22 protein-coding genes and 1 tRNA gene are annotated in these 26,556 nt (G+C 56.7%); 14 read left to right on the forward strand and 9 right to left on the reverse strand.

The window, feature by feature from the left end:
• Positions 1–4: 4 nt before the first annotated feature.
• From NT131_07120 to NT131_07130, 3 genes are all read left to right on the forward strand, one after another.
• Positions 5–1,051 (forward strand): NAD(P)-dependent oxidoreductase, encoded by a 1,047-nt coding sequence (locus tag NT131_07120; protein ID MCX6651407.1) that lies wholly within the window; start codon positions 5–7, stop codon positions 1,049–1,051.
• A gap of 191 nt (positions 1,052–1,242) precedes the next feature.
• A complete protein-coding gene (locus NT131_07125; GenBank protein MCX6651408.1) occupies positions 1,243–2,058 on the forward strand; it encodes a transketolase in 816 nt (271 codons plus the stop codon).
• Positions 2,055–2,972 carry a hypothetical protein gene (locus NT131_07130; protein MCX6651409.1) on the forward strand — a complete coding sequence of 306 codons (918 nt, stop codon included), beginning with the start codon at positions 2,055–2,057 and terminating at the stop codon, positions 2,970–2,972. Before NT131_07125 ends, NT131_07130 begins: the two co-directional genes overlap by 4 nt.
• 119 nt (positions 2,973–3,091) lie before the next feature.
• Here NT131_07130 and NT131_07135 read toward each other — a convergent pair whose 3' ends face one another.
• The 5 genes from NT131_07135 to rfbA all read right to left on the reverse strand — a co-directional run bounded on the left by NT131_07135 (position 3,092) and on the right by rfbA (position 7,735).
• A complete protein-coding gene (locus tag NT131_07135; GenBank protein MCX6651410.1) occupies positions 3,092–4,042 on the reverse strand; it encodes a glycosyltransferase family 2 protein in 951 nt (316 codons plus the stop codon).
• Between the two features lie 140 nt (positions 4,043–4,182).
• A complete protein-coding gene (locus NT131_07140) occupies positions 4,183–5,061 on the reverse strand; it encodes an MBL fold metallo-hydrolase (protein MCX6651411.1) in 879 nt (292 codons plus the stop codon).
• A 225-nt stretch (positions 5,062–5,286) separates the two neighbouring features.
• A complete protein-coding gene (gene rfbB / locus NT131_07145) occupies positions 5,287–6,282 on the reverse strand; it encodes a dTDP-glucose 4,6-dehydratase (protein ID MCX6651412.1) in 996 nt (331 codons plus the stop codon).
• Positions 6,279–6,839, reverse strand: coding sequence for a dTDP-4-dehydrorhamnose 3,5-epimerase (gene rfbC, locus NT131_07150; GenBank protein ID MCX6651413.1), 561 nt, complete (start codon positions 6,837–6,839; stop codon positions 6,279–6,281). Before rfbC ends, rfbB begins: the two co-directional genes overlap by 4 nt.
• Positions 6,836–7,735: a glucose-1-phosphate thymidylyltransferase RfbA gene (rfbA, locus tag NT131_07155; protein MCX6651414.1), complete on the reverse strand. Its 900-nt coding sequence runs from the start codon at positions 7,733–7,735 to the stop codon at positions 6,836–6,838. The genes rfbC and rfbA overlap by 4 nt, the downstream gene beginning before the upstream one ends.
• A gap of 359 nt (positions 7,736–8,094) precedes the next feature.
• Here rfbA and NT131_07160 point away from each other — a divergent pair, with 359 nt between their 5' ends.
• Positions 8,095–9,711: a hypothetical protein gene (locus NT131_07160; GenBank protein MCX6651415.1), complete on the forward strand. Its 1,617-nt coding sequence runs from the start codon at positions 8,095–8,097 to the stop codon at positions 9,709–9,711.
• A gap of 34 nt (positions 9,712–9,745) precedes the next feature.
• Here the strand turns inward: NT131_07160 and NT131_07165 are convergent.
• Positions 9,746–9,818, reverse strand: a tRNA-Pro gene (locus NT131_07165).
• A gap of 134 nt (positions 9,819–9,952) precedes the next feature.
• On the opposite strand from NT131_07165, the gene NT131_07170 reads away from it, so the two are divergent.
• From NT131_07170 to NT131_07195, 6 genes are all read left to right on the forward strand, one after another.
• Entirely contained in the window at positions 9,953–10,639 is a 687-nt protein-coding gene (locus NT131_07170) for a helix-turn-helix domain-containing protein (protein ID MCX6651416.1), read from the forward strand.
• Between the two features lie 5 nt (positions 10,640–10,644).
• On the forward strand, positions 10,645–11,703 hold the full coding sequence (locus NT131_07175) for a hydroxymethylglutaryl-CoA synthase (GenBank protein ID MCX6651417.1): 1,059 nt from the start codon (positions 10,645–10,647) through the stop codon (positions 11,701–11,703).
• On the forward strand, positions 11,700–12,866 hold the full coding sequence (locus tag NT131_07180; GenBank protein MCX6651418.1) for a thiolase domain-containing protein: 1,167 nt from the start codon (positions 11,700–11,702) through the stop codon (positions 12,864–12,866). Before NT131_07175 ends, NT131_07180 begins: the two co-directional genes overlap by 4 nt.
• Complete coding sequence (locus tag NT131_07185) at positions 12,866–13,267, forward strand: Zn-ribbon domain-containing OB-fold protein (protein ID MCX6651419.1); 402 nt, start codon at positions 12,866–12,868, stop codon at positions 13,265–13,267. The genes NT131_07180 and NT131_07185 overlap by 1 nt, the downstream gene beginning before the upstream one ends.
• 226 nt (positions 13,268–13,493) lie before the next feature.
• Complete coding sequence (locus NT131_07190) at positions 13,494–13,688, forward strand: DUF5678 domain-containing protein (protein MCX6651420.1); 195 nt, start codon at positions 13,494–13,496, stop codon at positions 13,686–13,688.
• A gap of 96 nt (positions 13,689–13,784) precedes the next feature.
• Positions 13,785–14,144 (forward strand): aspartyl protease family protein, encoded by a 360-nt coding sequence (locus tag NT131_07195; protein MCX6651421.1) that lies wholly within the window; start codon positions 13,785–13,787, stop codon positions 14,142–14,144.
• Positions 14,145–14,161: 17 nt separating this feature from the next.
• Here NT131_07195 and NT131_07200 read toward each other — a convergent pair whose 3' ends face one another.
• Positions 14,162–18,472 carry a hypothetical protein gene (locus tag NT131_07200; GenBank protein ID MCX6651422.1) on the reverse strand — a complete coding sequence of 1,437 codons (4,311 nt, stop codon included), beginning with the start codon at positions 18,470–18,472 and terminating at the stop codon, positions 14,162–14,164.
• Between the two features lie 62 nt (positions 18,473–18,534).
• Positions 18,535–19,020: a KEOPS complex subunit Cgi121 gene (gene cgi121, locus NT131_07205; protein MCX6651423.1), complete on the reverse strand. Its 486-nt coding sequence runs from the start codon at positions 19,018–19,020 to the stop codon at positions 18,535–18,537.
• A 133-nt stretch (positions 19,021–19,153) separates the two neighbouring features.
• Between cgi121 and NT131_07210 the strand changes: the two genes are divergently transcribed.
• The 3 genes from NT131_07210 to NT131_07220 are packed head-to-tail and all read left to right on the forward strand — an operon-like array spanning position 19,154 to position 22,061.
• On the forward strand, positions 19,154–20,092 hold the full coding sequence (locus tag NT131_07210; protein ID MCX6651424.1) for a homoserine kinase: 939 nt from the start codon (positions 19,154–19,156) through the stop codon (positions 20,090–20,092).
• Positions 20,092–21,303: a threonine synthase gene (gene thrC, locus NT131_07215; GenBank protein ID MCX6651425.1), complete on the forward strand. Its 1,212-nt coding sequence runs from the start codon at positions 20,092–20,094 to the stop codon at positions 21,301–21,303. The genes NT131_07210 and thrC overlap by 1 nt, the downstream gene beginning before the upstream one ends.
• Before the next feature lie 56 nt (positions 21,304–21,359).
• Positions 21,360–22,061 carry a hypothetical protein gene (locus NT131_07220; GenBank protein ID MCX6651426.1) on the forward strand — a complete coding sequence of 234 codons (702 nt, stop codon included), beginning with the start codon at positions 21,360–21,362 and terminating at the stop codon, positions 22,059–22,061.
• A 10-nt stretch (positions 22,062–22,071) separates the two neighbouring features.
• Here NT131_07220 and NT131_07225 read toward each other — a convergent pair whose 3' ends face one another.
• Complete coding sequence (locus NT131_07225) at positions 22,072–24,300, reverse strand: DEAD/DEAH box helicase (GenBank protein ID MCX6651427.1); 2,229 nt, start codon at positions 24,298–24,300, stop codon at positions 22,072–22,074.
• Positions 24,301–24,545: 245 nt separating this feature from the next.
• Between NT131_07225 and lonB the strand changes: the two genes are divergently transcribed.
• Positions 24,546–26,519, forward strand: a complete 1,974-nt coding sequence (lonB, locus tag NT131_07230) for an ATP-dependent protease LonB (protein MCX6651428.1) — start codon at positions 24,546–24,548, stop codon at positions 26,517–26,519.
• Positions 26,520–26,556 lie beyond the last annotated feature (37 nt).

The raw sequence follows: 26,556 nt of genomic DNA on the forward strand, positions 1-26,556 counted from the left end.
TAAGGTGCCCGAAGTTCCGAATTCTCAATTGAGCTCGGTGGTGAAAGAGGACATCGGCAACATCGTGGCCAAATGCCAAAAGGAGATAGGATCGCTGAACGGATCGACCGTCCTGATCACCGGGTCCACCGGTTTTCTGGCTCGGGAGCTCACCGAATCGCTCCTTCTGTCAATTAAAAATGGTCAGAACATCAAGCTGGTGCTCATCAGCCGTGAGCCAGTAAAAGTAAAAGAGGTGTTCGGCGGCCGGCTCGCACCCGACGTCGACATCGTTCCGATGGATGAGATGGAGCACTACCCCCATCGTGTCGACTACATCATCCACGCCGCCTCCCCCTGCGACCCGCGGGTGAACAATGCCTCACCGCTCAGAACAATGACAGACATCTGCACTCTCATGCAGAAGGCCGTATCGTTAGGTCAGAAGAACCAGCTGAAAAAGTTCATTTTCATAAGCAGCGGGGCCGTCTACGGCGTGCAACCGCCCGAGCTAAAACGGATTCCAGAGGACTATCCCGGGGCGCCGGACATCAACCGCATGGATTCCTGCTATGGGGAGGCCAAGCGCTGTGCGGAGCTCATGCTGCTGTCGTCCGGCATTCCCTACACGATATTGCGGGGGTTCAGCTTCATCGGTCCGAACCAGGACCTCACTTCCAGCTTCGCCGTTCCGGACTTCCTGACCTGCGGGTTTCGGGATAAAAGGATCACCATCTCCGGTGACGGCAGACCTGTAAGAGCGTTCTGTTACGAGTCCGATTTCGCCATCATGCTCCTGAAATGTCTGGTCCGCGCCAAAAATCAAACGCTGAACGCCGGTAACGATGGCCCGGAGGTGTCGATCAAGAAACTGGCCGACATGGTGGCCAAGGCCATAGGTGGAGTAGATGTCATTATCAAAGGGAGGGACGATGCCACGAAGCTGCCCCCCCGTTACGTGCCGGACGTAGACAGGATGCGGAATGTGTTTGTACCAGAGGTAGGAGTGGAACAGGCGATCGGCAAGGTGGTCAGGCACATTCGGGAGACGACCTCACAGCACTCCGTGTGAAACGGTTTGAGCGTCATTTTTTAATACGATCAAGCAATGGTTATTTGAAAGCTGGCTTAGGTCAGTATCTCGATAAAAGATATAGAAATCCTTTAATAAGGTCACACTAATGAAAGCGGCCACAATCATTGTCACCTCCGACCTGATCTGACGGATTTAAGGATAAATAGAACGAGTCGAAGGTACGATAAATGCGATCTGGGGAGAGTGCGAGAATCCACCTTACGAACATCAAACGGAACATCATTCGGATGGTCAACCGTTCGGGCACGTCGCACGTCGGCTCGTGCCTGTCGGCCGCCGACATCCTCTACACGCTCTATTTCCGGTCGATGAAGATCGACCCGGCCAATCCCAAGGATCCAAATCGAGACTTCTTCATCCTTTCCAAAGCCCACAGCAGCGTGGCCCTGTATTCCACCTTGGCGGAGAGGGGGTTCTTCCCCCCCGCCTGGCTGGAAACCTACTCCCAGAACGAAGGTCGGTTGACCGGCCATCTGGAAAGGGACCAGGTGCCCGGGGTGGAGACCTCCGGCGGAAGCCTGGGGATGGGGCTGTCCCTCGGCCTGGGCGTGTCCATAGGCAAGAAGTTGCACGGGAACGGCGGGCGCGTGTTCGTGCTCCTCAGCGACGGGGAATGCGAGGAAGGCTCCATCTGGGAGGCGGTCATGCTAGCCTCCACCCTGAAGACCGACAATCTCGTGGCCATCGTGGACATGAACGGCTGGCAGGCCTGCGGCAGGACCAACGTCATAGTAGAGCAGAAGAACTTCGCCGAGCGTTGGAAGGCCTTCAACTGGCACGTGACCCAGGTGGACGGCCACGACTGCGATGCCTTGGAATCCGCTTTCAAGGAAAGGACGGACGGTCCCCACGTGGTTCTGGCGCGCACGGTCAAGGGTAAAGGCGTCTCCTTTATGGAAGACCGGCTGGAGTGGCACTACAAGGTCCCCAACGATAAGGAGATGGAGATCGCACTTAAGGAGCTGGGGGGGGACCAGGAATGAGGAAGGCCTTCATCTCCAGCCTCACCGAGAGGGCGGCCACGGACGACCGCATCTTCCTGATCACCCCGGACATGGGGTACTCAGTCCTGGACGAGTTCGCGGCGAGATATCCGCGCCGTTACCTCAACTGCGGGGTGGCCGAGCAAAACTCCATCAGCTTGGCCGGAGGGCTTGCCCTAACCGGTATAATGCCCTACGTCTACAGCATAATCCCCTTCGTCACCATGCGGTGCTTCGAGCAGGTGCGGGTCAACGCGGCCTGGATGAACCTGCCCATCAGGATCGTGGGAGTTGGGGCCGGCTTCACCTACGGGGCGCAGGGGGCATCCCACTTCGCCCTGGAGGACATGGCCATCATGAGAGCTTTGCCCAATATGACGGTTTGCGCTCCCGGAGACCCCATCGAGGCCCAAGGGATAATCGAGGGCAGCTACGACTGGCCCGGTCCCATGTATATCCGCCTGGGGAAGTCCGGGGAGCCGAACGTCCACTCCCCCGACACCAATGTGCGCATTGGAAAGGCCATCACGGTGCTGGACGGGAGCGATCTGGTGATAATCTCCACCAGCAACACCCTCAAGCTGGCCTACGACATGGTGACGGGTCTGAGGGGGCAGGGCGTCGACGCGGGGCTGGTCTCCATGCACACCATCAAGCCCCTCGACGCGGACCTGATCGGATCACTGGTCAAGAAGCGGACGTCCATCGTCACCTTAGAGGAGCACAACATCATCGGCGGGCTGGGGAGCGCGGTGGCCGAGGTCCTGGCTGAGAAAGGTTCGCCGGTCCGGTTCAAGCGGATGGGCGTGCCCGATGAATATCCATCCGTGGTGGGCGACCAGAAATATCTGCGGAAGAAGCTGGGCATGGACCGGATCGATGAGGGAACATTGAAGTGGCTACTTAATAAATGAGCCATGAGATCCAATCAAGTTATTATTATCAGGCATTAGAACCAACTCCATTCATCGGATTGAATGCCCCCCAGTCATAAATTGGCTCTATCCGTACCCATTTTCCCATAGTCTAATATTCACCTGGGGATTATTTTCTGTCGCATATAATCGAGCTGTTCGAATATTAAATAAAATATAACGAATCGAGCCGTCAGATATTTGTTCTCCAATCTTGAATTCTCATTGAAAAATGCTCTGGGGTCTCGTTTTTTAATGAATGCGATCATCATGCGTCCGATAAAACGCTGGGATTGTCTCCGCTGGATTTTTTTCAACGTAGTTCGATAATCTTCATTCGATACCATCTTCGATAAAATGTAGTCATCCTTCTTCTGATAGCAATCCTCCGGGAAAGAGACTGAATCCTGATTCTGATGGATCCGATATTCGAAAATAAGCTCGTTAAGTAAGGTTATCTTTCCCTGGTCCGCCAAGTCAATTAGGAATATACCGTCCCATATTTTTCCATATTCCTCTTTCCTGGCCACCTTCTGAGGAAAACCATTCCGGTAGACCACGTTCGGGAATGGAATAAAACTGTTCGAATATTGCACGGCCGCTTCCTTGCTGTTGTGGAAGGTGGTCGATTTCAAGGATTCGTTCGGAACGTATTTTAAGCTCATTCGTGCGCCTTGGTCGTCAATCCGGTACCCGTTGGTGGTAATGGCGATCAGTCCGTCATCGGCCTCCAAGGCCCCGACGGTAGTCTTTAGGAACTCAGGAAGAAGCCGATCATCGTCGTGGAGTATGGTGAAGTATTTTCTCTCGCTCATGCTAAAGGCCCTTTGAAAGTTCCAGAAAGACTGATGATTACGATCGGCCCCCATCCATCTCACCCTCCCGCCGATAAGGTCCTCCACCGCCTTCCTGGTATCATTGTCACTCCCATTGTCCAGAATGACGATCTCCTCGGGCAGGGCAGTCTGGGACAACACGCTCGAAAGCATCTCCCTAAGATACTGCGGGCGATTGTACGAGAGAATGAACACGGTGATGTCCAGTACTGGCTTCTGTTCGTTCGGTTCCATTGCGATGGGGAAACATTATCTGGGATATATCATTACTATGGCCCGAAACGATTTTTCCTTTGAACAAGGAACCGATTGAAACGAGATAGGACTCAATGAATCTGCTTTTCCCGAAATCAGCAGTTCTTCGGAACGCCCCATCATTCATAGAATATTGAATAATCCTCGCCTACCTCGACCACTACCATACTGTTGAACATGGTGGTGTAGATCGGTATCCCGCTCAACCGGGCGACCACCCCCGGCTGCGGCACCTCCGGGATCCCGTAGCCCTGGCCGCAGGATATTATGGCCACCTCGGGGGTGGAAGCGTTCAGGAACTCCTCGGACGTACCGGAATCGACCCCGTGGTGCGCCACTTGGAGAATGTCGATGTCCAGGTCCAGACCAAGGTCCATCATGGCCGACTCCGCCGCCGTTTCGATGTCGGCGGTGAAGAGGAAGCTGGTCCCCTTGTAGTCCATCCTCAGCACGATGCAGCTGTCGTTGATGAGGGTGGCATTGGCGTCGATCCACATGACCTGGAACGTGACGTCGTCGGAAAGGTCCAGGTAGTCGCCCGGATCGATGGTCGTGTCGTTGTACACCGGGCAGCCCTCCGCGGCCGTGGCGTTCATCACCGCCGACCAGCCTTCCGGGTCCAGGTCGTCAGCGTTCCCCGGCATGTAGATCGCCAGGACATCGTACTGCTGCAGAACGTCTACGGCGAACGACACGTGGTCGGGGTGCGGGTGGGTGATGATGAAGGCGTCGATCCGGGGCACCTCCAGCTGCTGCAGGAAGTCGACAGTGGAGGTGAAGTTATCGAAGCTGCCGGCGTCGATCAGGATGTTCTTGTCGTCCGGCGTGGTGATCAGGATGGAGAGGCCGTGGCCGATGTTGAGGAAGCGCACAGTGAGCTCGGCGTCCTCTTCCCGCTCATCGTTCTGACCCAGCCAATAGCCGAACGTGGTCGAGGCGATAAGGAGCGCTGCGATTACAATGACGAAGAATATTCGGGACCTACGGGAGCTCAGCATCAACGTTCATAAACACCAGCGCCTTAATAATCAATTTGGATGGGCTGAGGGTATTGTTAAAAACGCAATATAATTCGTAACGCCCCGGAACGTTGACATTCCGCGCAGAGCGCGAATAAGCTTGCCAACGTCCCGATGACGTCACTGCGGGCTCTCCCGATCCCGGTAGACCAGGTAAGAGATGCTGTTATTAAACCTGACGGTGAGCGAACCTTTCCGTACCAATCACGAGCTCGGCAGGTACTCCCCGCTCTCTATCCTTTCCAGCCATCCCTCGTTCTTCACGTACCATTCGATGGTGTCCTTGATGCCCTTCTCGAACTTGACGGCCGGCCTCCATCCCAGTTCCTTCTTGATCTTCCCATTGTCTATAGCGTAACGTAAATCGTGGCCCTTGCGGTCCTGAACGAAGGTGATCAGGTCCTCGCCCTTCCCCAGCTGCTTCAGGATGATTTTCACGATGTCGAGGTTGCGCTTCTCGCAGTTGCCGCCGACGTTATAGACCTCGCCCTCCTTGCCCTTGCTCAATATGACGTCGATGGCGCTACAGTGGTCGGAGACATGCAACCAGTCCCGCACGTTCTCCCCTTTTCCGTAGACGGGGAGCTTCTGGTCCTTCAACGCCAGCACGATCATCCGGGGGATGAGCTTTTCCGGGAACTGATAGGGTCCGTAGTTGTTGGAGCAGCGGGAGATAGTGATGGGCATTCCATACGTCCGGTGGTACGCCTGGCACAGCAGGTCGGCCGAGGCCTTGCTGGCGGAATAGGGGCTGGACGGTCGAATGGGGCTGTCCTCGCTGAACTTCATTTCCTTTTTATCCAGGGGCAGGTCCCCGTACACCTCGTCGGTGGAGACCTGGTGGAACCTTTTTACGCCGTACTTGCGGCAGGCGTCCAACAGGTTCTGCGTCCCCAGTACGTTGGTCCTGAGGAACGCGGTGGGGTCATCGATGGAGCGGTCCACGTGCGATTCCGCGGCGAAATGAATCACTTGGTCGAACCGCTCCCTGCGGAACAGGTCGAAGACCGCGTCCCTATCATTGATATCCCCGATGACGAAGGTGAAGTTGTCCTTGATCGAGATGTCCCGCAGGTTGTCCAGATTACCGGCGTAGGTCAGCAGGTCCAGGCAGAAGACCTCGTCCTTGGTGTTCTCCACCCGGTTGCGCACATAGTTGGCGCCGATGAAACCGGCCCCACCGGTGACCAGGCATCTCATTGCTTACCACTCCAGGTAAAATCGTGCTTGCAGTCCTTCAGGAAAGGAGCGTTGGCGTCCTTGTCGGACAGCAACGGATCGCTGACGCCCCATTCCACGCCGATGTCCTTGTCGTCGTAACGGACGCCCCGGTCGTGCTCGGCGCTGTAGAAGTTGTCCACCTTGTATTGAACTTCGCAATCGTCCTGCAGGGTGAGGAAGCCGTGGGCAAAGCCCCGCGGGATGTACAATTGCTTCTTGTTCTCCGCGCTCAGAACGATGCCGAACCACTTGGCGTAGTTCTTGGAGCCGTATCGGATGTCCACGGCCACGTCCAGGACGCTTCCGGAAGTGCAGCGAACCAGCTTGGTTTGGGCGAACGGCGGCCGCTGATAGTGCAGCCCGCGTATGACGCCCTTCTTGACCGAGTAGGAATGGTTGTCCTGCACGAAGACGTCGCCGATGCCATAGGGCACCGCGTTCCTAACGGAGTAACTTTCGTAGAAGTAGCCTCGACCGTCTTTGAAGACCTTCGGTTCGACGACGATTATCTCCGGGAGAACGGTCGGCCGGCTCATCTGGTCAGCCCTTGCTTCTTGACCGGGTCCTTCAATACCGTGGCCAAATACTTACCGTAATCGTTCTTGCTGTTCTTTTCTGCGAAGGCCTCCACCTGCTCCCGGCTGATCCAGCCGTTGTTGTAGGCTATTTCTTCCAAACAGGCGATCTTCAGGTCCTGGAACTGCTCCACGGAACGAATGAAGATGGTGGCTTCGGCCAACGATTGCGGCGTTCCAGCGTCCATCCAGACGAATCCTCGTCCTAACGTTATGGCATCCAGGGCTCCCTCCTCCAGGTACATGTTGTTCAGGTCGGTGATCTCCAGCTCGTTGCGCGAGGACGGCTTGACCTTTTTAGCGAACTCTATCACCCGTTTGTCGTAGAAGTAGAGCCCGGTGGCGGCAAAGTTCGATCGTGGATTCTTGGGCTTCTCCTCGATCGACAGGACCTTTCCCTCGGGGGAGAGTTCCATCACGCCGAAGCGCTCGGGGTCCTTGACGTAGTAGCCGAATATCGTCGCCCGGCCCTTCTCGGCGTTCCTTACGGCCGTCCGCAGCCGTTCGATCAGCCCGGCCCCGTGGAACAGGTTGTCGCCCAGGATCATGGCGACGGTGTCCTTTCCAATGAACTCCTCGCCGATGATGAACGCCTGCGCCAGGCCGTCGGGCGAGAACTGCTCCGCGTAGCTGAGCCTGATGCCAAGCTGACCACCGTTCCCGAACAGCGTCTTGAAGTTGGGCAGGTCCTCGGGAGTGGAGATTATCAGGATGTCCTGGATGCCGGCCATCATCAGGATCGACAACGGGTAGTAGACCATCGGTTTGTCGTATATCGGCAGCAGATGCTTGTTGATGGCTGAGGTCATGGGGTACAGCCTCGTACCGCTGCCGCCGGCCAACACGATCCCTTTCATGGTTGGGTATCCCCTCCCGAATAAATATTATGTTCTGGGGTTGGCTCGTTCGTAATGCCCCCGGAACATTGGCTTCCCTGCGTTAAACGCAGAATGCTTGCCAACGTCCCGATAGACATTACAAGGAGTTCTCCTTATTCAGGCAGGCTTCGAATGAAATGATATTATTTAATTAAAAAAATCATTTATTACCAACTAGCATTCTCATTAAAAATAATTATCGATAATGAACACAATTCCTATATATCGTTGGGAATCAATTAACATCTTTAAATTATCATTCAATTATATGGAGTAATTATATTGATATGTATATTAAATATAGATAATTTGTGAAAATTTATCCGGTGGTTTATTGAATGGAGAAAAAGAACGAGTCAAAAATTGTCTATTCAATCGGTTTTTTCTTACTAACATTTTGGATTTTATTTATGCTTTTAAATTGGGAGGCATTTAAAAATTTAAGGCACACTGATCCATTATGGATTATAAATATATCTTATCCATTTTTATATATATTAATAATTTTTATAGCTGCTACTATCGGGATATGTTTTTGGTTTGATATTGGGGGAAAAGTGCCAAATATTTTTTTATTAACAATTTTTTGTCTGGTACTAACAGGAACTCCTTATTTTGTAGGTAGTTTGGTCAGATTTCCCGATACTTTAGGTGTCACGGTCTCGATCAATATATTACCTAATATATTAAATTCCTTTTCAATATCTTACACTAATAGTTATCCTACAGTATATGTTCTTGTAAATATTATTTATAATATAACCCATTTAGATTTATTAATATATTCAAATATTATATTATCTCCTGAAATAATTATTTTATTTATTATTTTATGGTATATATTTCTCAACCGAAAAATACATACAAAATCAGCAATTTATTCAGCTGCATTAGCAGTACCACTTCTGATTATTGAAATCTCAATTACGCCTTTTTCAATAAGCCTGATTTTAATTCTCACAGCACTTTTTCTATTTTTAATTCCTTCTATTTCTGCAAAAATTGCATTGCTGATTGTTTTAGTAGCTCTTACGATTACTCACCCTTTTGGAATAATATTATTGTCGGTAATCATGATATGTAGTATTTTATTAAATTATTCATTTAACACGATATTAGAAAATAAATCACAACGTGTAATTTCGATATCTATGGTTTTAATTACTATTATTTTCTGGTTCAGTTGGACTATTTTCCAATCAACAATGGGTCCTGGAATAATTAGTAGTCTTGCGAACGTTTTTTCAATAGAATCAATTTATACTCAACAATTTACATCTTACACTATTGGGAGTGGTGGATTAATTTATCCGTGGGTTCAACAATTAAATATGTTAAGATATATTATATATGCATTATTAATTATAATTGCTATCTGTTTAGAATTATATATTTCATTAATTAAAAACAAAATAAATATAATAAAAAATATTATTTATGGATTTGGGTATGAAAGATTATTTTTATTAACCATGGCCCTGGCGTTTCTAATAATTACACTTATCTTTATGTTATTAGTAAATGGAGGTGAACAGCTAACCAGTCGAAGTATAAATCTAATGGCGTTGGCAGCGTCCGCATATTTGGGAGGTTCCATTTATTTATTCCGTTCATGGATAATTAATAAACAAAAAATATTAAGGATTATTTTTCCAATAATTATCACATTTTTATTAGTTTTCACCAGTATTATTGTTCCATTGCATTCTTATTCAAGAGAATCATATATATCTTTCTCAGAATCGTTTTGTGCAGGTAAGAATTATTATGGTAGGGTGATCCAATCCTCGTCACATGACTCTGTAATAGTATTTACAGAGTCGAATTATTATTATAATTATATGAGGGGCCAAAGCAACTTAGAAAATTATGAGGTGAATATGGAGACGACAATTGTATCAAATAATTATGATTCTGTATATTCAAATATATATTATATTATTAGTATAAAATGAAAATATTATTTAAATTAGTATTATAATATAAATATGGGTCTGTCCGGATTTGAACCGGAGGCTATAGGTCCCGAACCTACAAGTTTACCAAGCTAACCCACAGACCCGTGTAAGGCCGGTTAAACCATCCCGATATTAAATATCTTATGGGCGACGGCGACGATCGTCATCAGCACCTCCATAAAAACTGTCGTACACGGCATACGACAGTTATAAATAATGTGAAAAATCTCATCTGGACATGCGCGAGCAGCTCATGGAGAAGATCGCCGGGGAGATCGTCCTCTCCGCCGATCCCGGCAAGACGCTCAGGAAGTGGCGCGAAGAGTTCGGCATATCCCAACAGGACCTGGCCCGCCACCTCACCATATCCCCCTCGGTCATCAGCGATTACGAGTCCGGACGACGAAAATCACCGGGCATCGTCATCATCCGCAAGATCGTCACCGGCTTCCTCAACCTGGACCAGGAGAACGGCTCCAAGATCCTCAAGAAGTACGACATCGGACAGAAATCAGACTGCATCATCGCCATCCACGAGTTCCACAGCAGCATGAAAGCGGAAGAATTCCTCAAGGTCATCGAGGGTGACATACTCAACAAGGGCATCTCCCTGGACAAGGACATCCACGGCTACACCATCATAGACTCCATGAAGGCCATCACCGCCCTGGGCTCCATGGACTACCTGAAGATCTACGGCTGGAGCTCCGAACGCGCTTTGATTTTCACGGGCGTGAAGTTCGGAAGATCGCCCATGATCGCCATCCGCGCTCACCCCTTAAAACCGGCGCTGGTCGTCTACCAGAAGCCGGAGCATGTGGACGAGCTAGCGATTCGTCTCGCAACCTTGGAGAACATCCCCCTGCTGCGCACCAACGTCAGCGTGCCGCAGCTGGTCGAACGCTTGGAAAAAATGGACAAGTGATACCGATGGACGTTGGGATCGTAAGCTACGGCGCCTACATACCACGCTACCGCATCGCCCCGAAAGAGATCGGACGGGTCTGGGGCAGCGACGGCGAGGCCATGGGCAAGAACCTCATGATACAAAGCAAGAGCGTGCCCTCCCCGGACGAGGACGTCATAACTATGAGCGTCATCGCGGCCCGGCACATGATGAAGCGCTGCAATGTCAATCCGATGGAGATAGGCGCGCTCTACGTCGGCTCCGAATCTCATCCGTACGCGGTGAAGCCGAGCGGAAGCATCGTGGCCGAGGCCATCGAAGCGTCCCACGAGATCACCGTGGCCGATTACGAGTTCGCCTGCAAGGCCGGCACGGCGGCGATACAGACCTGCATGGGGCTGGTCGGCTCGGGCATGATCAAGTACGGCGTAGCTATCGGCGCGGACACCTCGCAAGGCGCCCCCAGCGACGCCTTAGAGTACTCTGCCTCGGCGGGAGGCGCCGCCTTCCTCATCGGTTCGGAAAAGATCATAGCCAAGATCAACTGCACTTACTCTTTCACCACGGACACCCCGGACTTCTGGAGGCGGGAAGGGCAGCCCTACCCCTCTCATGGCGGACGTTTCACCGGAGAACCGGCCTACTTCAAGCACGTCTCGGCCTGCGCTCTGGGAACGATGAAGAAGGCGGGAACGAAACCGACCGATTATCAGTATGCCATCTTCCACCAGCCCAACGGCAAGTTCCCCTCGCGCATGGCCAAGCAATTGGGCTTTACGGAAGAGCAGATCAAGGTCGGTCTGCTGACGCCCTACATAGGCAACACCTATTCTGGAGCGGTTCCGCTAGGCCTCTCGGCCGTACTGGACGTGGCGAAACCAGGCGACCGTATTTTCGCCATAGCTTACGGTTCCGGAGCCGGTGCCGACGGTTTCGACATAACCGTGACGAACGAGATAAGCAATTTCAAGCGGGAGGCCGCTCCCAGCGTCAAGTCCATGATGGACAATAACAAGTTCATCGACTACGCCACGTACGCCAAGTATCGCGGCAAGATCAGGATGAAGGAGGGAAGCGGATGAGGGAAGTGGCCGTCATCGGCATCGGACAGACCAAGTTCGGCGAGCTGTGGGACCTCTCCTTCCGCGAAATAGGTATTCAAGCGGGACTCGCCGCCGTCTACGACGCCAACGTGGCCTCGGAGGACATCGAGGCGTTGTACGTCGGCAACATGTCCGCCGGGCGTTTCATCGATCAGGAGCATGTCGCGGCGCTCATCGCCGATTATTCCGGGCTCGCTCGTGACCATATACCGGCCACGCGCGTGGAGGCAGCCGGAGCCTCCGGTGCGCTCGCCGTCCGCCAGGGCTTCTTCGACGTAGCTTCCGGACTACACGATATCGTCGTGGTCGGCGGCGCTGAAAAAATGACCGACATACCGGACGCCCAAGGCAATGCCATCCAAGATTCCGCCGCGGACCAGCAATGGGAGTGCACCTTCGGGGCCACGTTCCCCTCGTTGCACGCCATGATAGCCCGCCGGCACATGCACGATTTCGGAACGACCCGGGAACAAATAGCCTCCGTAGCCGTGAAAAATCACAAGCATGGCTCGCTTAATCCGAAAGCCCAGTTCCAGAAGGAGATATCCTTGGACGCGGTGCTGCGCTCGCCCATGGTGGCCAGCCCGCTGAGCATGTTCGACTGCGCGCCGACCTCGGACGGGGGCGCGGCCGTCGTTCTCTGCGCCATGGAGACGGCTCGGAAATACACCGATTCTCCGGTGAAGATACTGGCCTCCTCGCAATCCTCCGATACGCTGGCGTTGCATCACCGGGAGACCATCACGTCGTTCCTGGCCACCAAGCTGTCCATGGCCAAGATCGTCAAGCGCACGCACGTGGACGTCTCGCAGATAAAGCTGGCCGAGGTGCACGACAACTTCACCATCTCTGAAATTCTCGCTTTAGAGGACCTTGGCTTCTTCCCGAAAGGCGAAGCCGGAAAAGCGACCGTCGACGGGCAGACGCAGATCGGAGGACGCGTCGCGGTCAACACCTCCGGCGGACTGAAGGCCAGGGGCGACCCCATCGGCGCGACGGGCGTGGCGCAGATCGTGGAGCTCGTGACGCAATTGCGCGGAGAGGCCGGCAAGCGCCAGGTATCCGACGCGAAGTACGGCCTGGCTCAGAGTGTAGGTGGCACCGGTTCCACGGTCATCCTTCATCTCCTGGGGGTAGCCTGATGACCATCGCCAGGTACTGGAGGGAGAACTCCCCCCGTTACAACCTCAAGGCCACCAAGTGCGGCAACTGCGGGAAGATATCCTTCCCTCCGAGAAGCGTGTGCCCGGTCTGCCACCGCAAATCGATAGGCAAGATGCAGGAGATCCAGCTGTGCGGCAAGGGCGAGATATACACCTTCAGCGTGGTGCAGGACGCCCCGCCGCAGTTCGAGATGCAGAAGCCCTACGCCATAGCGATGATCAAGCTGGACGAGGGCATCATGCTCACGGCGCAGATAATCGACTGCGAGGTGGAGGACGTAAAGATCGGCATGCGCGTTTGCTCCACCTTCCGGAAATTGGGGGAGGAAGGGCCGGGCGGGGTCATCCACTACGGCTACAAGTTCCACCCGGAACTGTAACAACAAACTAGGTAGCAAACCATTTCCATTTATCTAATTTAATATAGTATTATTATAATATAAATTCAAATAATTAATTATTTCCCAAGCCGCACTTTTTATGGTTCGAGAATGGGCGTATCTAAGGAACGCTTCGGCCTATTCTGATCATTATCGTGGTTGCATCGTTACGATTAATAGCATTATTTAATAGCGAACATCGCAAATCAGAGGTCAGGGATGAATTATGACGAGCAATTACGACTACTTCATGGGCATGGACATCAGTCCATATGCCGGCCAATGGGTCGCAATATGCGATGAGAAGGTCGTAGCGCACTCCAGCTCGTTCAAGGACGCATACTCCCAGGCCAAGGAGATGTGCGGCAAATCAAAACCGTTCATAGCAATGGTGCCATCGGTCGATACCATGATACTGTGATCCCATGGTCTAGACTTCAAATATAAGGAAGTTGCCAATCCTGAAGGGGTCAAGAAAAAAAGGCCGATGATTCCTATTACCCTATCAAACGGAGACGTGTCCTTCGAAATCCTGGCCTTATTGGATTCCGGAGCAGATTCTACGGCCATCCCTAAGGAGATGGCCGAGGTCCTGGGATTGGACCTTACAGGCAAAAAGGAAAAATCCTACGGTATCGGCGGGACCGTCGACTCCATCAATTCCAGGGTCAACCTGACAGTTCAAAAAGGCCATGAACATTATACGATGACCGTCGATGTGAAGGTCATCCTCAAGGGAGATCTTCAACTGCCTCCTCTGCTAAGTAGGGCTGGGTCTTTCGATGAGTTCGAGATAACATTCAACGACCACAAAAAGAAGATCATCTTGAAAAAGCTGGACATTGTCAACAGGCGTTTCAACAAGAACGATGATTGAATATCGAACCGGACCGTTCACTTCACGTCCAGGTCGAACTTGCTATCGTAAAGGACGTCCTCGTCGGTCAGCAGCGGCTTGCACTTGACCGATATGCCCAGCGTCAGCAGCCCCGGCTTCATTGGCGTGACGGTTATCCTTCCGCTCGTCGCCTCCCCGGCCTTCAGCGTCTCGATCTCCACCATGCCCTTCACGTCCACGTCCCCGAAGATGAACGCCTTAACTTTCCGCGCCTCGTGCTGCCCGTCGTTGCGCAGGTGCACCACGATGTCCATCGGCCTTCCGTCCACCGCCGCACCGACGAACTGCAGTTCCGCGGTGATGTCCGGGTACGTCGCCCGAATCTCCTTGCGCGAGATCTCGCACGCTTTCTTAAGCTGCTCCACGGCGTTCTTGCCCTCCTTCATGAGCGACAGGGCGTCCGCGTACGCTTTCTCCGTACCCTGCAGCTGGATGCGGTTGCGGTTCGCTCTCTCGAGTACGTCGAAAAGCTGCTTGCTCAGCTGCTCCGACGATTCGCCGGGCTTACGGCCGACGGCGTTCACCGCCGCCTCCAGTGAATTGAAGGCTTCCCACAGGTCGCCCTTCTGGGCTTGTGAAGCTGAATCGGACCACAGCTCCCAGGAACGTCCGGTCTGCTTGCCCGAGCGGGACGCCTTCTCGATGTTCTTCCGCACGGTCTCCCGCTGCTCCTGGTAGATGTCCTTCATGCCCGCCTTGACCAGTTCCAGGTTGCGCGACAGACGATTGAGGTCGCGCGGCGTCACGGTGTCGGTGGAGGTCTTTTCTATCTCCGCGATCTCCGTGGCGAACTTCTTCTGCAGCTTGAGACGCTTTATGAGATCGTGCAGGGGATTGAACTCCCAGACCAGCTCGTTCGTCCTCATCGTCAGGAACTCGCTCAGGGCGTTGCGCGCCCGGCGCAGGTACAGGTAGGAGGACTCGAACTTCAGCTCCTTCAGCGAGGACCACGTTTGATCGAGAAGCTCCTCAATGTTGTCCTTGCGCGGGTCCAGAACCTCCAAAGAGTTCAGCGACTCGCGCAGCGAATTGTATTCGGCCAGGCGCACCTCGTACATCTCCGCCAAGGCCTTCAGCTCCGCCTGGGAGGCGTTGACCGCCGATAACGCTTGTACGAAACAACCCTGGGCCATGAGCGCCTTGATCTTCTCCAGCCCATTCTTCAAGGACTCCGGGCGTAGGCCGGCCTTGGCCTCCTCCCGCAGCCGTCCCTCGAACTTGCGCAGCTCGTCCTCGGCTTGCGCCTTGTCCTGCAGTACCCGCTCCAGCTCCTCGTGGAACGATCTCGCCAACAGGAAGGCGTGCCGGTAGCGCCTATTCTTTAGTGCGTCCTGGATGTCCTCGTGCAGCTTGCGCGCCGGACGTAAATCTTCCCAAGAAGCCCGCTCGGCCGTCATCCCGCCGGCGAAGCTGGTGAGCGCCGTCACCTTCTCTGTAGCCATCGCAACCGCCCGCTCAGAGGCCTTCCGTCCTTGCTCCGCGGCCGCGGCGGCGTTCCCGGTGCGCTTCAGCGCCCGGGCCTGCTCCAAAAGGACCGTCACGTCCTTGACGGCCGTCTTCATCTCCCGCAATTGCTCCACGGCGTCGTCCACCGCCGCCAACAGATCGTTGAGATCGCGATCGGCCTGGGCCGTCTGGCCTAGCTCCGTCCGTACCAGCTCGATGGCCCGCATGCAGTCCGCCAGTTTCCTCTCGTTCAGGGCGTTGCGCCCGCTGACCATCAGCTCCTGCACCTGACCCACAAAAGAACCGGCCGCGGTGGCCTTGTCCAGGTCCTTCTGGCAGGAGGCCATCTCCTTCTCCAGGCCGGAAAGCGCGTCCCTCTCCCATTCCTCCTTAAGGACGCTTAAGGCGTTCAGTGAGTCGTCCAGCTTCCCGGCGTCCATTGGACCCAACGACTTCAAGCGCTTCTCCGAGCCCTCGTAGCCCACCCGGTCCCGTAGCTTGGCCAGATCGGCCATCTTCCTCAGCTTCAGGTCCAGTATCAGCGGCGATGCGAACTGGCGCAGTTCGGCGCCGGCCTTGTCCAGTTCCTTCTGGCCTTCGGCGTAGTTGCCGGAGCGAATGTGCATCCCGGCGCGAGCCACCGCCTCCGTGGCGCCGCCCACGTCGATGCCCGAGCGTTTGGTCTCCTCGATCAGGGTCTCCTTCTCCTGCAGGCCGTCCTTCAAGGCCTGATGCTGGGCGACGATCTCGTTGAGGATATGTCTGGCGTTGGTGGTCAGCTCGAAGGCGGAGGCCAGCTCCTCCTTCCGCAGGGCGCTGCCGGCCTGTTCCGTCAAATGCTCCGGCTGGCCCACCTCCACCCCTTCCTTCCTGGTGACGGATATCTGACGAACCAGTTCGGTGAGCTGGTTGTCCAGCTCCGCGGAAACGATGTTGCGCCCGTAGGACACCACCTCCTCGGCCAGCGCGGACGAGTCGTCCAGGCGGCCCAGGGTCCGCAGCTCTTCGGCCCGCTGCATCTTATCTTTTAGCGTCACGCTCTCCGCCTTCAGGCACGCGGCCATCTCCATCAGGTTGCGGCCGTCCTGTAATGTAAGGTCCAGGTTCTTGCGCCGCTCGGCATGCAGGTCCTCCAGCAGCGAGTTGACCAGGTCGTGCGCCGACTGGTACTCCTTCCTCTGCAGGCGCTCCTTGGCCTCTTTTAAAGAGATAAGGGCCTTCTCCGCCTCTGGGGATACGGCGTAATGCGAGAGCACTTCCTCCGCCCGCCGCACGTCCTCGCGAACCACGGCCACCACCTTCTCCTCCACCGACGAATTGATGGTGACCAGGGAGCCGTGCACCAGCTCGAAGTTCCCCTGCCGCACCTGGGACGTTAGTCCGTCCAGAAGCTCGTTCTCCTCGGAGACCTCCGCGCCTATGCGTATGGCCGTGGCCAGCCGCATCTCCAGGCGCATGATCCCGGTGGCGAAGTGGTTCTCCAATGTCAATCTGAAAGCACGCTGCGCCTGCTGCAGCGAGTCCACCGCCTGGCCGAACTCGCCCTTCAGGGTCAGGCGTCTGGCCGCCCCCATTCCCTTCAACCCTTCGGGGCAGGTCAGCTGCTGGTCCTCGCATCGCGAGCGCAGGTCCTGGGCCGACTGCAGCTCCCTCTCCACCTCATCGTAGCCCTGCAGCCGCTCCTCCACGATCCCCTGGGCCTCGACGACGGAACGCAGCGCCTCGGCGAAACGGTCGGCCTTCAGGGAGGCGCGGGACGACTCGATCTTCTGCAGGGCGGCGGACACGTCCTTCTGGGTCACGTGCGCCAAACGCAAACGGGGCTGCACCTCGGAGAGCTTCTCCAGCAGCACTTCCCTCTCGTCCGCCCGGACCTTCTCCTGGACGGCGTCCAGCAGGTCGATGGCCTGGCCGTACTTCTCCTCCTGTATCAGTTTAAGGGTCCGGGCCCCCAGGTCCTCCACCTCAACCTTCTTGTGGTGGGACTTGAGCACCTCGGCCTGCTGCTCCAGGTCGGTCACCCAGGCCTTGCTGGATCTGGTGAAAGCGCGGGAGAAGGCCTCCTCCGACCCGTCCAGGGAATCGAAGGCCTTCTCCACGTGGGACCGGTTGATGAACTCCCTTCCCTCTTTCAGGTGGGATTGCGCCTCGGCGACGTCCACAGGGAACCTCTTCTGTAAAAGGAAGAGCGTCTCCACCTTGGCCGCCCGATCAACGAAGCGGTCCAGGGTCAGGCTGCGAAGGACGTCCAGCAACGATTTGATGGCTTCCACGCTCTTGACCGTGTTCCCCGTTTCCAGGGCCGAGCGGCAGCCGCTCAGGGCGCTCTTCTGCTTGTCCACTTTTAGACCTAGCTTCTCCGCCAGGAGAAGGGAGGACTGGGCCTGCCCAAAGGAATCGGAAAGGACGCGATTGGCGTTGCGCTCCGCCAGGTCCCAGGTCTCCTTGGTCATCTCGTACGCCTTGTCGAGATCGCTATTGTCCACGGCCTTGGCGGCCCGCTCCAGCGAGGCGGCCGTTTCCGGGTTCGCCTTCCCCAGGTCGGAGACCTTGTCCAGCAGCGAGGAGGCGTCCCGCAGCATGTCCCGCAGGCGCTGCTTGCGGGCACGTCCCGAAGCGTCCGTGCTCTTCATCGCGTAGGCCATCGCTTCCTTGTAATCCTTGTCGGAATAGCTCTGCGAGGCCAGGGTGAGCATCTTCTCCGTCTCCGCGGACTCGCCGCTCATCTCCTTGACCTTGGCCAGCAGAGCTGTCGCTTCCTGTATCTTGGCCTCCGCCGTCTCGCGCCCGCGAGCAGCCTCCTTGGCCTTCTGCTCTAGCTGTTTGGCCAACTGCAGCTGCTTGACGAAATCCTGGGACAACTAGAACCGTCCTTAATTCAACAGTTGAAATAATTTACTGAACATTAAATGATTTCCTCCATTTAACGCTTGATCAGGTCCACGAAGGCCACCTTCTCCAGGACCAGCTCCGGCAGGAGCGTCTCTCCTAAGGTCCTCAGCTCCGCCGGGTCTATGCCGTAGGCGGCCCCCTTCTCCAGCGTGCAGTCCAGCAGGGAATCGTCGCGTCTGAGGCCCAGGTCCGAAAGCACCTGGTCCAGGTCTCCGAGCGACAATAACACGACAGCCACCCGCTCCGTGCCCTGGCGCAGCCCCATCTTATTCTTAGCCTTGGATATCTGGCGCTCGCCCGAGGCGTAGAGGATCACTTCCATGCTCAAGGTGTTGGAGGCGTTCTCCCCTCTCTCGAAAGCGCGCCGGGCGTGCAGCACCGCCGATGACAGATGGTCGGCGCCGCACACCTTGTCGGCGTCCAGCAGGGCCACCTCGACCTTCATGGTGGAAGCGCGCTTGAGCAGGGCGTTGCTGCCCCCCTCCCCCATGTAGGCTCCAGCGACGGTGCAGGACATGGCCTCGGCATCCGTATCCGGGAGATTAAACCATCGCCCCGTCATGCATCGAGCGGAAAGGGCGTGGGGCTGAAAATGTTTAAAACACTACAGGGTATGAGGTGTCAACCAGTGATTGGAGAGCGAGATTACCATGTCATTAGACCGCGTTACAGTAAGAGCTCCTGCCAGCATAGCCAACGTCGGACCGGGCTTCGACGTCTTCGGCATCGCCCTCAAGGAACCCTTTGACCGCATCGAAGTGCGCAGGACCAGCGAGCCGGGCGTGCACGTCGAGTCCATAGTCGGCATAGGCGCCTACGCCGTCAGCGTGGACAACACCAAGAACACTGCGGCCGTAGCGGCCAACAAGGTGCTCAAGGTGTCCAAGGCCGACTTCGGCATCGTCATGAAGATTAACAAGGGCATACGGCCGGCCTCAGGCATGGGATCGTCCGGGGCCTCCGCCGCCGGCGGGGCCTACGCCGCCAACCTACTGCTCGAAAAACCGCTCAACACCAACCAGCTCATCTGCTGCGCCTCCTTCGGTGAAGAAGCATCGTCCGGAAGCAGGCACGCCGACAACGCCGCCCCGGCCCTGATGGGCGGTTTCACCATCATCCGTTCCTACGAGCCGATGGACGTCATTCATTTGGAGCCGCCGAAGAACCTGGGCATCGTCGCATCGTTACCGGAGTTCGCCGTGCCCACCCGCGAGGCGCGCAAGAAGGTGCCGCTGAAGGTCCCCATGGTCGACGTCATACACCAGGTGGGGCACGCCTCGTCCCTGGTGGCCGGCATGGTCCTGGGGGACCTGGACATGATCGCCCGCTCCATAGAGGACGTCATCGTGGAACCGGCCCGGGCGCCCCTGGTGCCCTTCCTGAAGGAAGCGGAGAAGGCCGCCGTGGACGCCGGGGCCATGGCCGCGTTCCTAGGCGGTTCCGGTCCCTGCGTGGCCGCCTTCTACAACATGGACAAGGTGGACGGGCTGGACATCGCCCACGCCGTGCAGAACTTCTACGAGAAGCGCGGGGTGGAGACCTTCTGCTGGGTCACCTCCGTCGGAGAGGGCTGCAAGCTGGTGGATTGATGAAATATCAGGTCAAATGCTGGGAATGCGGGAAGGAGATAGACAACCACTTCCTGGACGCCTGCCCCAGCTGCCACGGTTCGCTGACCGTGGAGATGGATTTATCTCATCTGGAGGGAACGGCCCCCCAGGACCTGCGGACCAGGCCCATAGGCGTCTGGCGCTACGCGCACTTCCTACCGATCAGATCGGAACCTATAACATTACAGGAGGGCGGCACGCCACTATACAACTGCGAGAAGATGGCCGAGGAGTACGGCGTACACAACCTATACGTCAAGTTCGAGGGAGCGAACCCTACCGGCTCCTTCAAGGACCGGGGCATGACCGTGGGCGTCAGCAAGGCGGTCGAGCTGGGATGCAAGGTGGTGGGCTGCGCCTCCACCGGCAACACCTCCGCTTCGCTGGCGGCGTACGCGGCCAAGGCCGGGCTGAAATGTGTAGTTATCCTTCCCTCAGGGAAGGTGGCCTTGGGAAAACTGGCCCAGGCCATGTTCTTCGGCGCCAAGGTGGTCACCGTGGACGGCAACTTCGATGACGCCCTGAGAGTGGTAAAGGAGCTGGCCCGCGCCGGCGACCTGTACATGCTGAACTCGGTGAACCCCTTCCGGCCGGAAGGGCAGAAAACGCTCGCGTTCGAGATACTGGATCAGCTGGACTTCCAGATGCCCGACCGCATCGTGTACCCGGTGGGCAACGCCGCCAACATCTGGGCGGCGTACAAGGCGCTCAAGGAGTGGCAGTCATTGGGATGGATTGATGAATTACCGATTCTTACAGGCGTCCAGGCCGGCGGAAGCGCTCCGTTGGTCAACTCCTTCGCCCACGGGCAGGAGGACTTCAAGCCGATCAAGGACCCGGAGACGGTGGCCACGGCCATACGCATCGGGAACCCCGCTTCCGGCCGTAAGGCGCTGAAGGCGGTATACGACACCGGCGGCGTGATGACCGCTGTATCGGACCGGGAGATAATCGAAGCGCAGTTCCTCCTGGGAAGGAAGGAGGGCGTGGGCGTGGAGCCGGCCTCCGCCGCTGCGCTGGCCGGGGTCAAGAAACTGCTGGAAGAAGGCAAGATCAGCCGCCGAGAGAAGGTCGTATGCGTGTGTACCGGACACGTGCTGAAGGACCCGGACACGGTCATGGCCAATTGCGGCAAGCTGATAAAGACGCAAGCGACGGCCGAAGCGGTGCGCCAGGCCATAGCCGAATGAGCGCTCGCAGTATCAATATATAAATTCTCGAATAATCATACAGAAGAGGGGAGAGCATGGAGAGGTCCAGGATCAGGACGTTCGTCAACGGTTTGGACGAGAACTTGTCCGGGGGCATTCCGAAGGGGAACATCGTCATGGTCTCCGGGGCCGCCGGGACCATGAAGTCCTCGCTGGCCTACTACATCCTGCACATGAACGCGGTGCGCGAAGGCGTCCGCGGTCTATATATCTCCCTGGAACAGAACAAGCCGTCGCTGATGCGCCAGATGGACTACCTGAGGATGCCGGGCGACTCCCAAGGATTGGTCGAGGTCCTGGACCTCGGAGAGATCCGTTTGCAGGCCCAGAGCGGGGGCTGGTTCGACACCTTTCGCTTCGCAGTGGAGGAGAGCAAGAAGCGCCTCAATTACAATGTCCTGGTGATAGATTCTCTGGGCGCCCTGGAGCTGGTCGCCAAGTTCGAACAGCCCCGGGAGGAGATCTTCCGTCTCTTTGAGTGGCTGCGCTCTACCGAAGTGACGACATTCGTGATCGCCGAGATGCCCGTGGGGCAATACCAGTACTACGGCTCCGGGGACACCGACTTCCTGGCCGACGGCATCATCCACCTGAAGATGGTGGAGGTCGGCGAGATCGAGGTCCAGAGACGCCTGCGCGTGGTCAAGATGAGGGAGACGGACCACTCCAGCAGCTACTTCTCCTTCTACTTCAAGGAAGGCACGTTCTACGTGACCAGGGCCATCACCGACTTCTGATGGTACGCTCTTAAAAATCGAACAGCTTGGTCTGCCCCGGCCTGGCCGGCGGCTCCTTCGGCTCCGGTTCCATGGCTTTCGCGTTGTTCTTCTTCTCCGGGACGAACAGGGGATCCACCTGCGACTTTATACGCTGCGCCAGCAGCTCGCCGATGCCGATGACCTTGGCGATGTCCTGAACCTGAGCTTCCTTTAGCACGGTTAGCGAGACGAATCCTTTCTTGAACAGCGATCTGGCCCTGACCCGACCCACGCCCTTCAGCGTCACCAGCTCCAGGAGCTCGTCCTTCACCCCATATTTCATGCGGGTCATGAGCTTGGTCAGCACCGGGTAGCAGTCCTTGTTGTAGATGTTGCTGAGCTCCCGCATGGAGTACAGCAGCCACTCGCCCACCTCCACCTTGCTGTGCAGGTCGCCCGGACCGATGCCGAACGCTTTCAGCATAGTGTCCTCGTCCTGCTCCTCGATCCAGGAATCGAGCACCAGGGCGGTCTTCAGCTCGGAGAGGAAGTAGTCATGGTCCGGGGAGTCCAGGTCCGGGACGGGGAACAGCAGCTCGGCGGTCCTCTGCAGCAGTATGTCGTCCAGTATCTCCGGGTCGTCCCTCTTGAGATACAGGCTCAGCATGTCCGGGGTGGCGCACACGGCGTGCAGGAAGCCCAGGTCCCTCTTCCCCGGGGTGTAGGACAGCAGGGCGTCCCGCAGCTTGACGGCCGAAACGGGGTCGATGTACAGGTCGGAGACGCGACGGCCGAAGAAGGTGGCCTTGAGGTCCGCTTCCTCCTCAGCGGCCAGGAAGTCGATCCCCGGGCAGCGGACCATGTCCTCCTTGAACAGGTACCGCACGATGTTCTCCACCGCCTCCTGCACCCCGGCGTCGCCGCGCTGATGGCAGAAGAAAGTCCTGCGCAGGAAGTCCATCAGCCCCTTGCGGGTGTTGGCGGTCTCAGTAGCGATAAGAGCCAGGATGTGCCCGCGCAGCACGTGCTCGTTGCCTACCTTGGAGGTCACGTCCTCCGGCTCCCCCAACAGGTAGTTCTCGAAGAGGGCGTGGCTCTGTTCGACGGTGGACGCCAGGAGCACCGCCTCGCCATAGGGGTCGTAACGGGGGCGGCCGGCCCGGCCGCACATCTGCTTGACCTCCATTACCGATATTGGAACATTTCCGCCACCCTCGAAGCGGGTGACGTCGCGGACGATGACCCTCCTGGCTGGTAGGTTGATGCCCGCGGCCAGGGTCGGGGTGGCTACGATGCACTTGATCTTCCCGGCCTTGAAGAACCGCTCCACCGTCCGGCGTTGCTCGTTGCTCAGGGCCGCGTTATGAAAGGCCATGCCGTGCTTCATGCACTCTTTCAGCGAGGAGCCGATGGAGGTCTGCTCTTCGCGGAACGCTTCCTCCAGCTCCTCCTTGACCTGGGACTCCCCCTTCTCCTTGTTCAGACGGGAGAAGCGCACCGCCAGCGTCTCCGTGGACTTGCGAGTGTTGACGAAGACGAGGGCTTGCCCGCCCTCGTCCATAGTGTCCTTGACCAACGACCAAACGGTATCGCCCAGCGGACGCACCGGCCGGTGGCTGTTGTCCGTAAAGTTGATGGTATTCTCGAAGAACACGCCCTCCTTCAGCTTGACCGGGCGCCACTCGCTGGCCACGTGCTCGGCGTCCAGCCACTCGGCCATCTCCCGGGAGTTGGCCACGGTAGCCGACAATGCCAGCACCTGCATGCGGGGGTTCAGCATCCTCATCTTGGTAAGGGTAATCTCCAGGGTCGGGCCACGGTCCGGGTCGTTCATCAAGTGGACCTCGTCCGCCACCACCAGGGAGATCGCTCTTATCCAGTCGGAACGATGGCGCATGATGGCGTCCGCCTTCTCCGACGTAGCGACCAAAATATCCAGCTGATCGATGCCCTTGTCCACCTCGTCGTAGTCGCCGATGGACATGCCGACCTTGAGCCCCAGGCGCTCGAAGCGCTTCAGCTCCTCGTACTTCTCTGCGGCGAGGGCGCGCAGCGGAACGATGTAGAGGACCTTCCCAGCGTCGTGCAGCACGCGCTTCACCGCCGCCAGGTACGCTACCAGTGATTTGCCCGAGGCCGTGGGAACGGCCAGCACCAGGTTCTTTCCGGCCAAGGCGAACGGTACGGACTTCTCCTGCGGCGGGTAGAGAGCGGTAATGCCCTCCTCCTGCAGAATTTCGATGACGCCGTGCGGCAGCTCGCTCTTCCAGTCGGACATGGGTGGTGATAGGGCATAGCCCGAAGGGTTATTACAATTATCATAGCCCGGACGTGCAACGTGATCAGGCTGGTCCCGTCATCCTACATCGTTACATCTCGGATGGAACATTTTAAGCCCTAGTGGACGAGTAGCTTATCATCGGAGGCGAACCAAGGCTGGCACAGCAACAATTCCGCTGATTGCGAGGAATTGATTTATATAGCAGCGCTTGCATGGGTTCGTTTTGACGTGTAGGGTTAAACATGGCTGAAGAAGAAAAAGATACGGTGGTGACGCAACCCGACGTGGAAACCTGGATAGAGACCCAGGAATTCACTACCACGGCCGATATCAAGATACCTGAGAAGCTTTCGGAACAGGTCATCGGTCAGGAATCGGCGGTGGAGGTGGTGCGCAAGGCGGCGGAGCAGAAGCGCCACGTCATGCTGATCGGCGAGCCGGGCACTGGCAAGTCTATGCTGGCCCGGGCCATGACCGAGTACCTGCCCAAGAACGAGCTGCAGGACGTCATAGCCTATCACAACGCCGAGGACACCAACGAGCCCCGCATCCGCACCGTTCCCGCGGGCAAGGGCAAGGAGATCGTCACCGCCCAGAAGCGCGAGGCGTTGGCGAAAAAGTCCCAGAAGACCTCCATGGTCACCGCCATCGTGCTGATGGTGGTCGTCCTCAGCATCTTATTGTACTTACAGTCTTCAAACCATGACCCCATGATCCTGCTGTTCGGCATCATGGCCGCGGCCATGATATTCTTCGCCACCAGGTACATCGGCGTGAGCAAGGAGGACTTCATGGTGCCCAAGCTGCTGATCACCCACACCGAAGGCGAGTCCATACCGTTCATTGACGCCACCGGAGCGCACGCCGGCGCCCTGCTAGGCGACGTCAAGCACGACCCGTTCCAGAGCGGAGGCCTGGAGACCCCGGCCCACGAGCGTCTGGAGGTCGGCGCCATACACAAGGCGTCCAAGGGCGTGCTGTTCATCGACGAGATCAACATGCTGAGGATGGAGTCCCAGCAGTCGCTCCTGACCGCCCTGCAGGAGGGCAAGTTCAGCATCACCGGGCAGAGCGAGAGGAGCAGCGGGGCCATGGTGAAGTCTGAAGCTGTCCCATGCGACTTCATATTGGTGTGCGCGGGCAACATGGACGCCGTTCAGGGCATGCACCCCGCGCTGCGCTCCCGCATCCGTGGCTACGGTTACGAGGTGTACATGCGCTCCACTATGGACGACACCCTGGAGAACCGCACCAAGCTCATACGCTTTGTCGCTCAAGAGGTCGCCAAGGACAAGAAGATACCGCACTTCGACAAGAAGGCGGTGCTCGAGATCGTCAAGGAAGCGCAGCGGCGCGCCGGTAGGCGCGGTCAGCTGACCCTCCGCCTCAGGGAACTGGGCGGTCTGGTCCGGGTGGCCGGGGACATTGCCCGGGAAGAGGGCAGCCCCATCGTCACCCAAGAGCAGGTCATAAGGGCCAAGAAGACGGCTCGCTCCCTGGAGCAGCAGATCGTGGACCGCTACATCCAGGCCCACAAGCTCTACAAGTCCTTCTCCATAGAGGGCGGTGCCGTGGGCGTGGTCAACGGCCTGGCGGCTATGAACTCCTCGTCTAGCATGTCCGAGCTGTCCGGGATAGTCCTCCCCATCGTCGCCGAGGTCACTCCGGCCCAGACCAAGAACGGCGGGCAGATCATCGCCACCGGGAAGCTGGGAGAGATCGCCAAGGAGGCGGTGCAGAACGTCTCCGCCATCATCAAGAAGTATACCGGCGAGGACATAAGCAACCATGACGTGCATATTCAGTTCATCGGGACCTACGACGGCGTGGAGGGCGATTCCGCCTCCGTTTCCATAGCCACGGCGGTCATCTCCGCCTTGGAGGACGTGCCCGTCGACCAGACGGTGGCCATGACCGGCTCCCTGAGCGTCAGGGGACAGGTTCTTCCGGTCGGAGGCGTCACCGCCAAGATCGAGGCTGCGGCCGAGTCCGGGATAAAGCGCGTGATAATACCCAAGGCCAACCAGTTCGACGTGATTCTCGAGGAGCGCTACATCGGCAAAATCGAGATCATACCGGTGACCAACATGGGCGAGGTCCTCTCCTACGCTCTGGTGAGCGGAACCAAGAAGGACGGACTACTGAAGAAGTTGGCCGCCCTGGTGGAGATGGGCAGCGTCCTGAAGCCCCCGATGGCCAAGCCGGTCACGCAGTAAACCCCTTCCATCTTCTTCTTTTCCAAATCACAATGGC

Source organism: Methanomassiliicoccales archaeon (assembly GCA_026394395.1).
GTDB lineage: Archaea > Thermoplasmatota > Thermoplasmata > Methanomassiliicoccales > UBA472 > UBA472.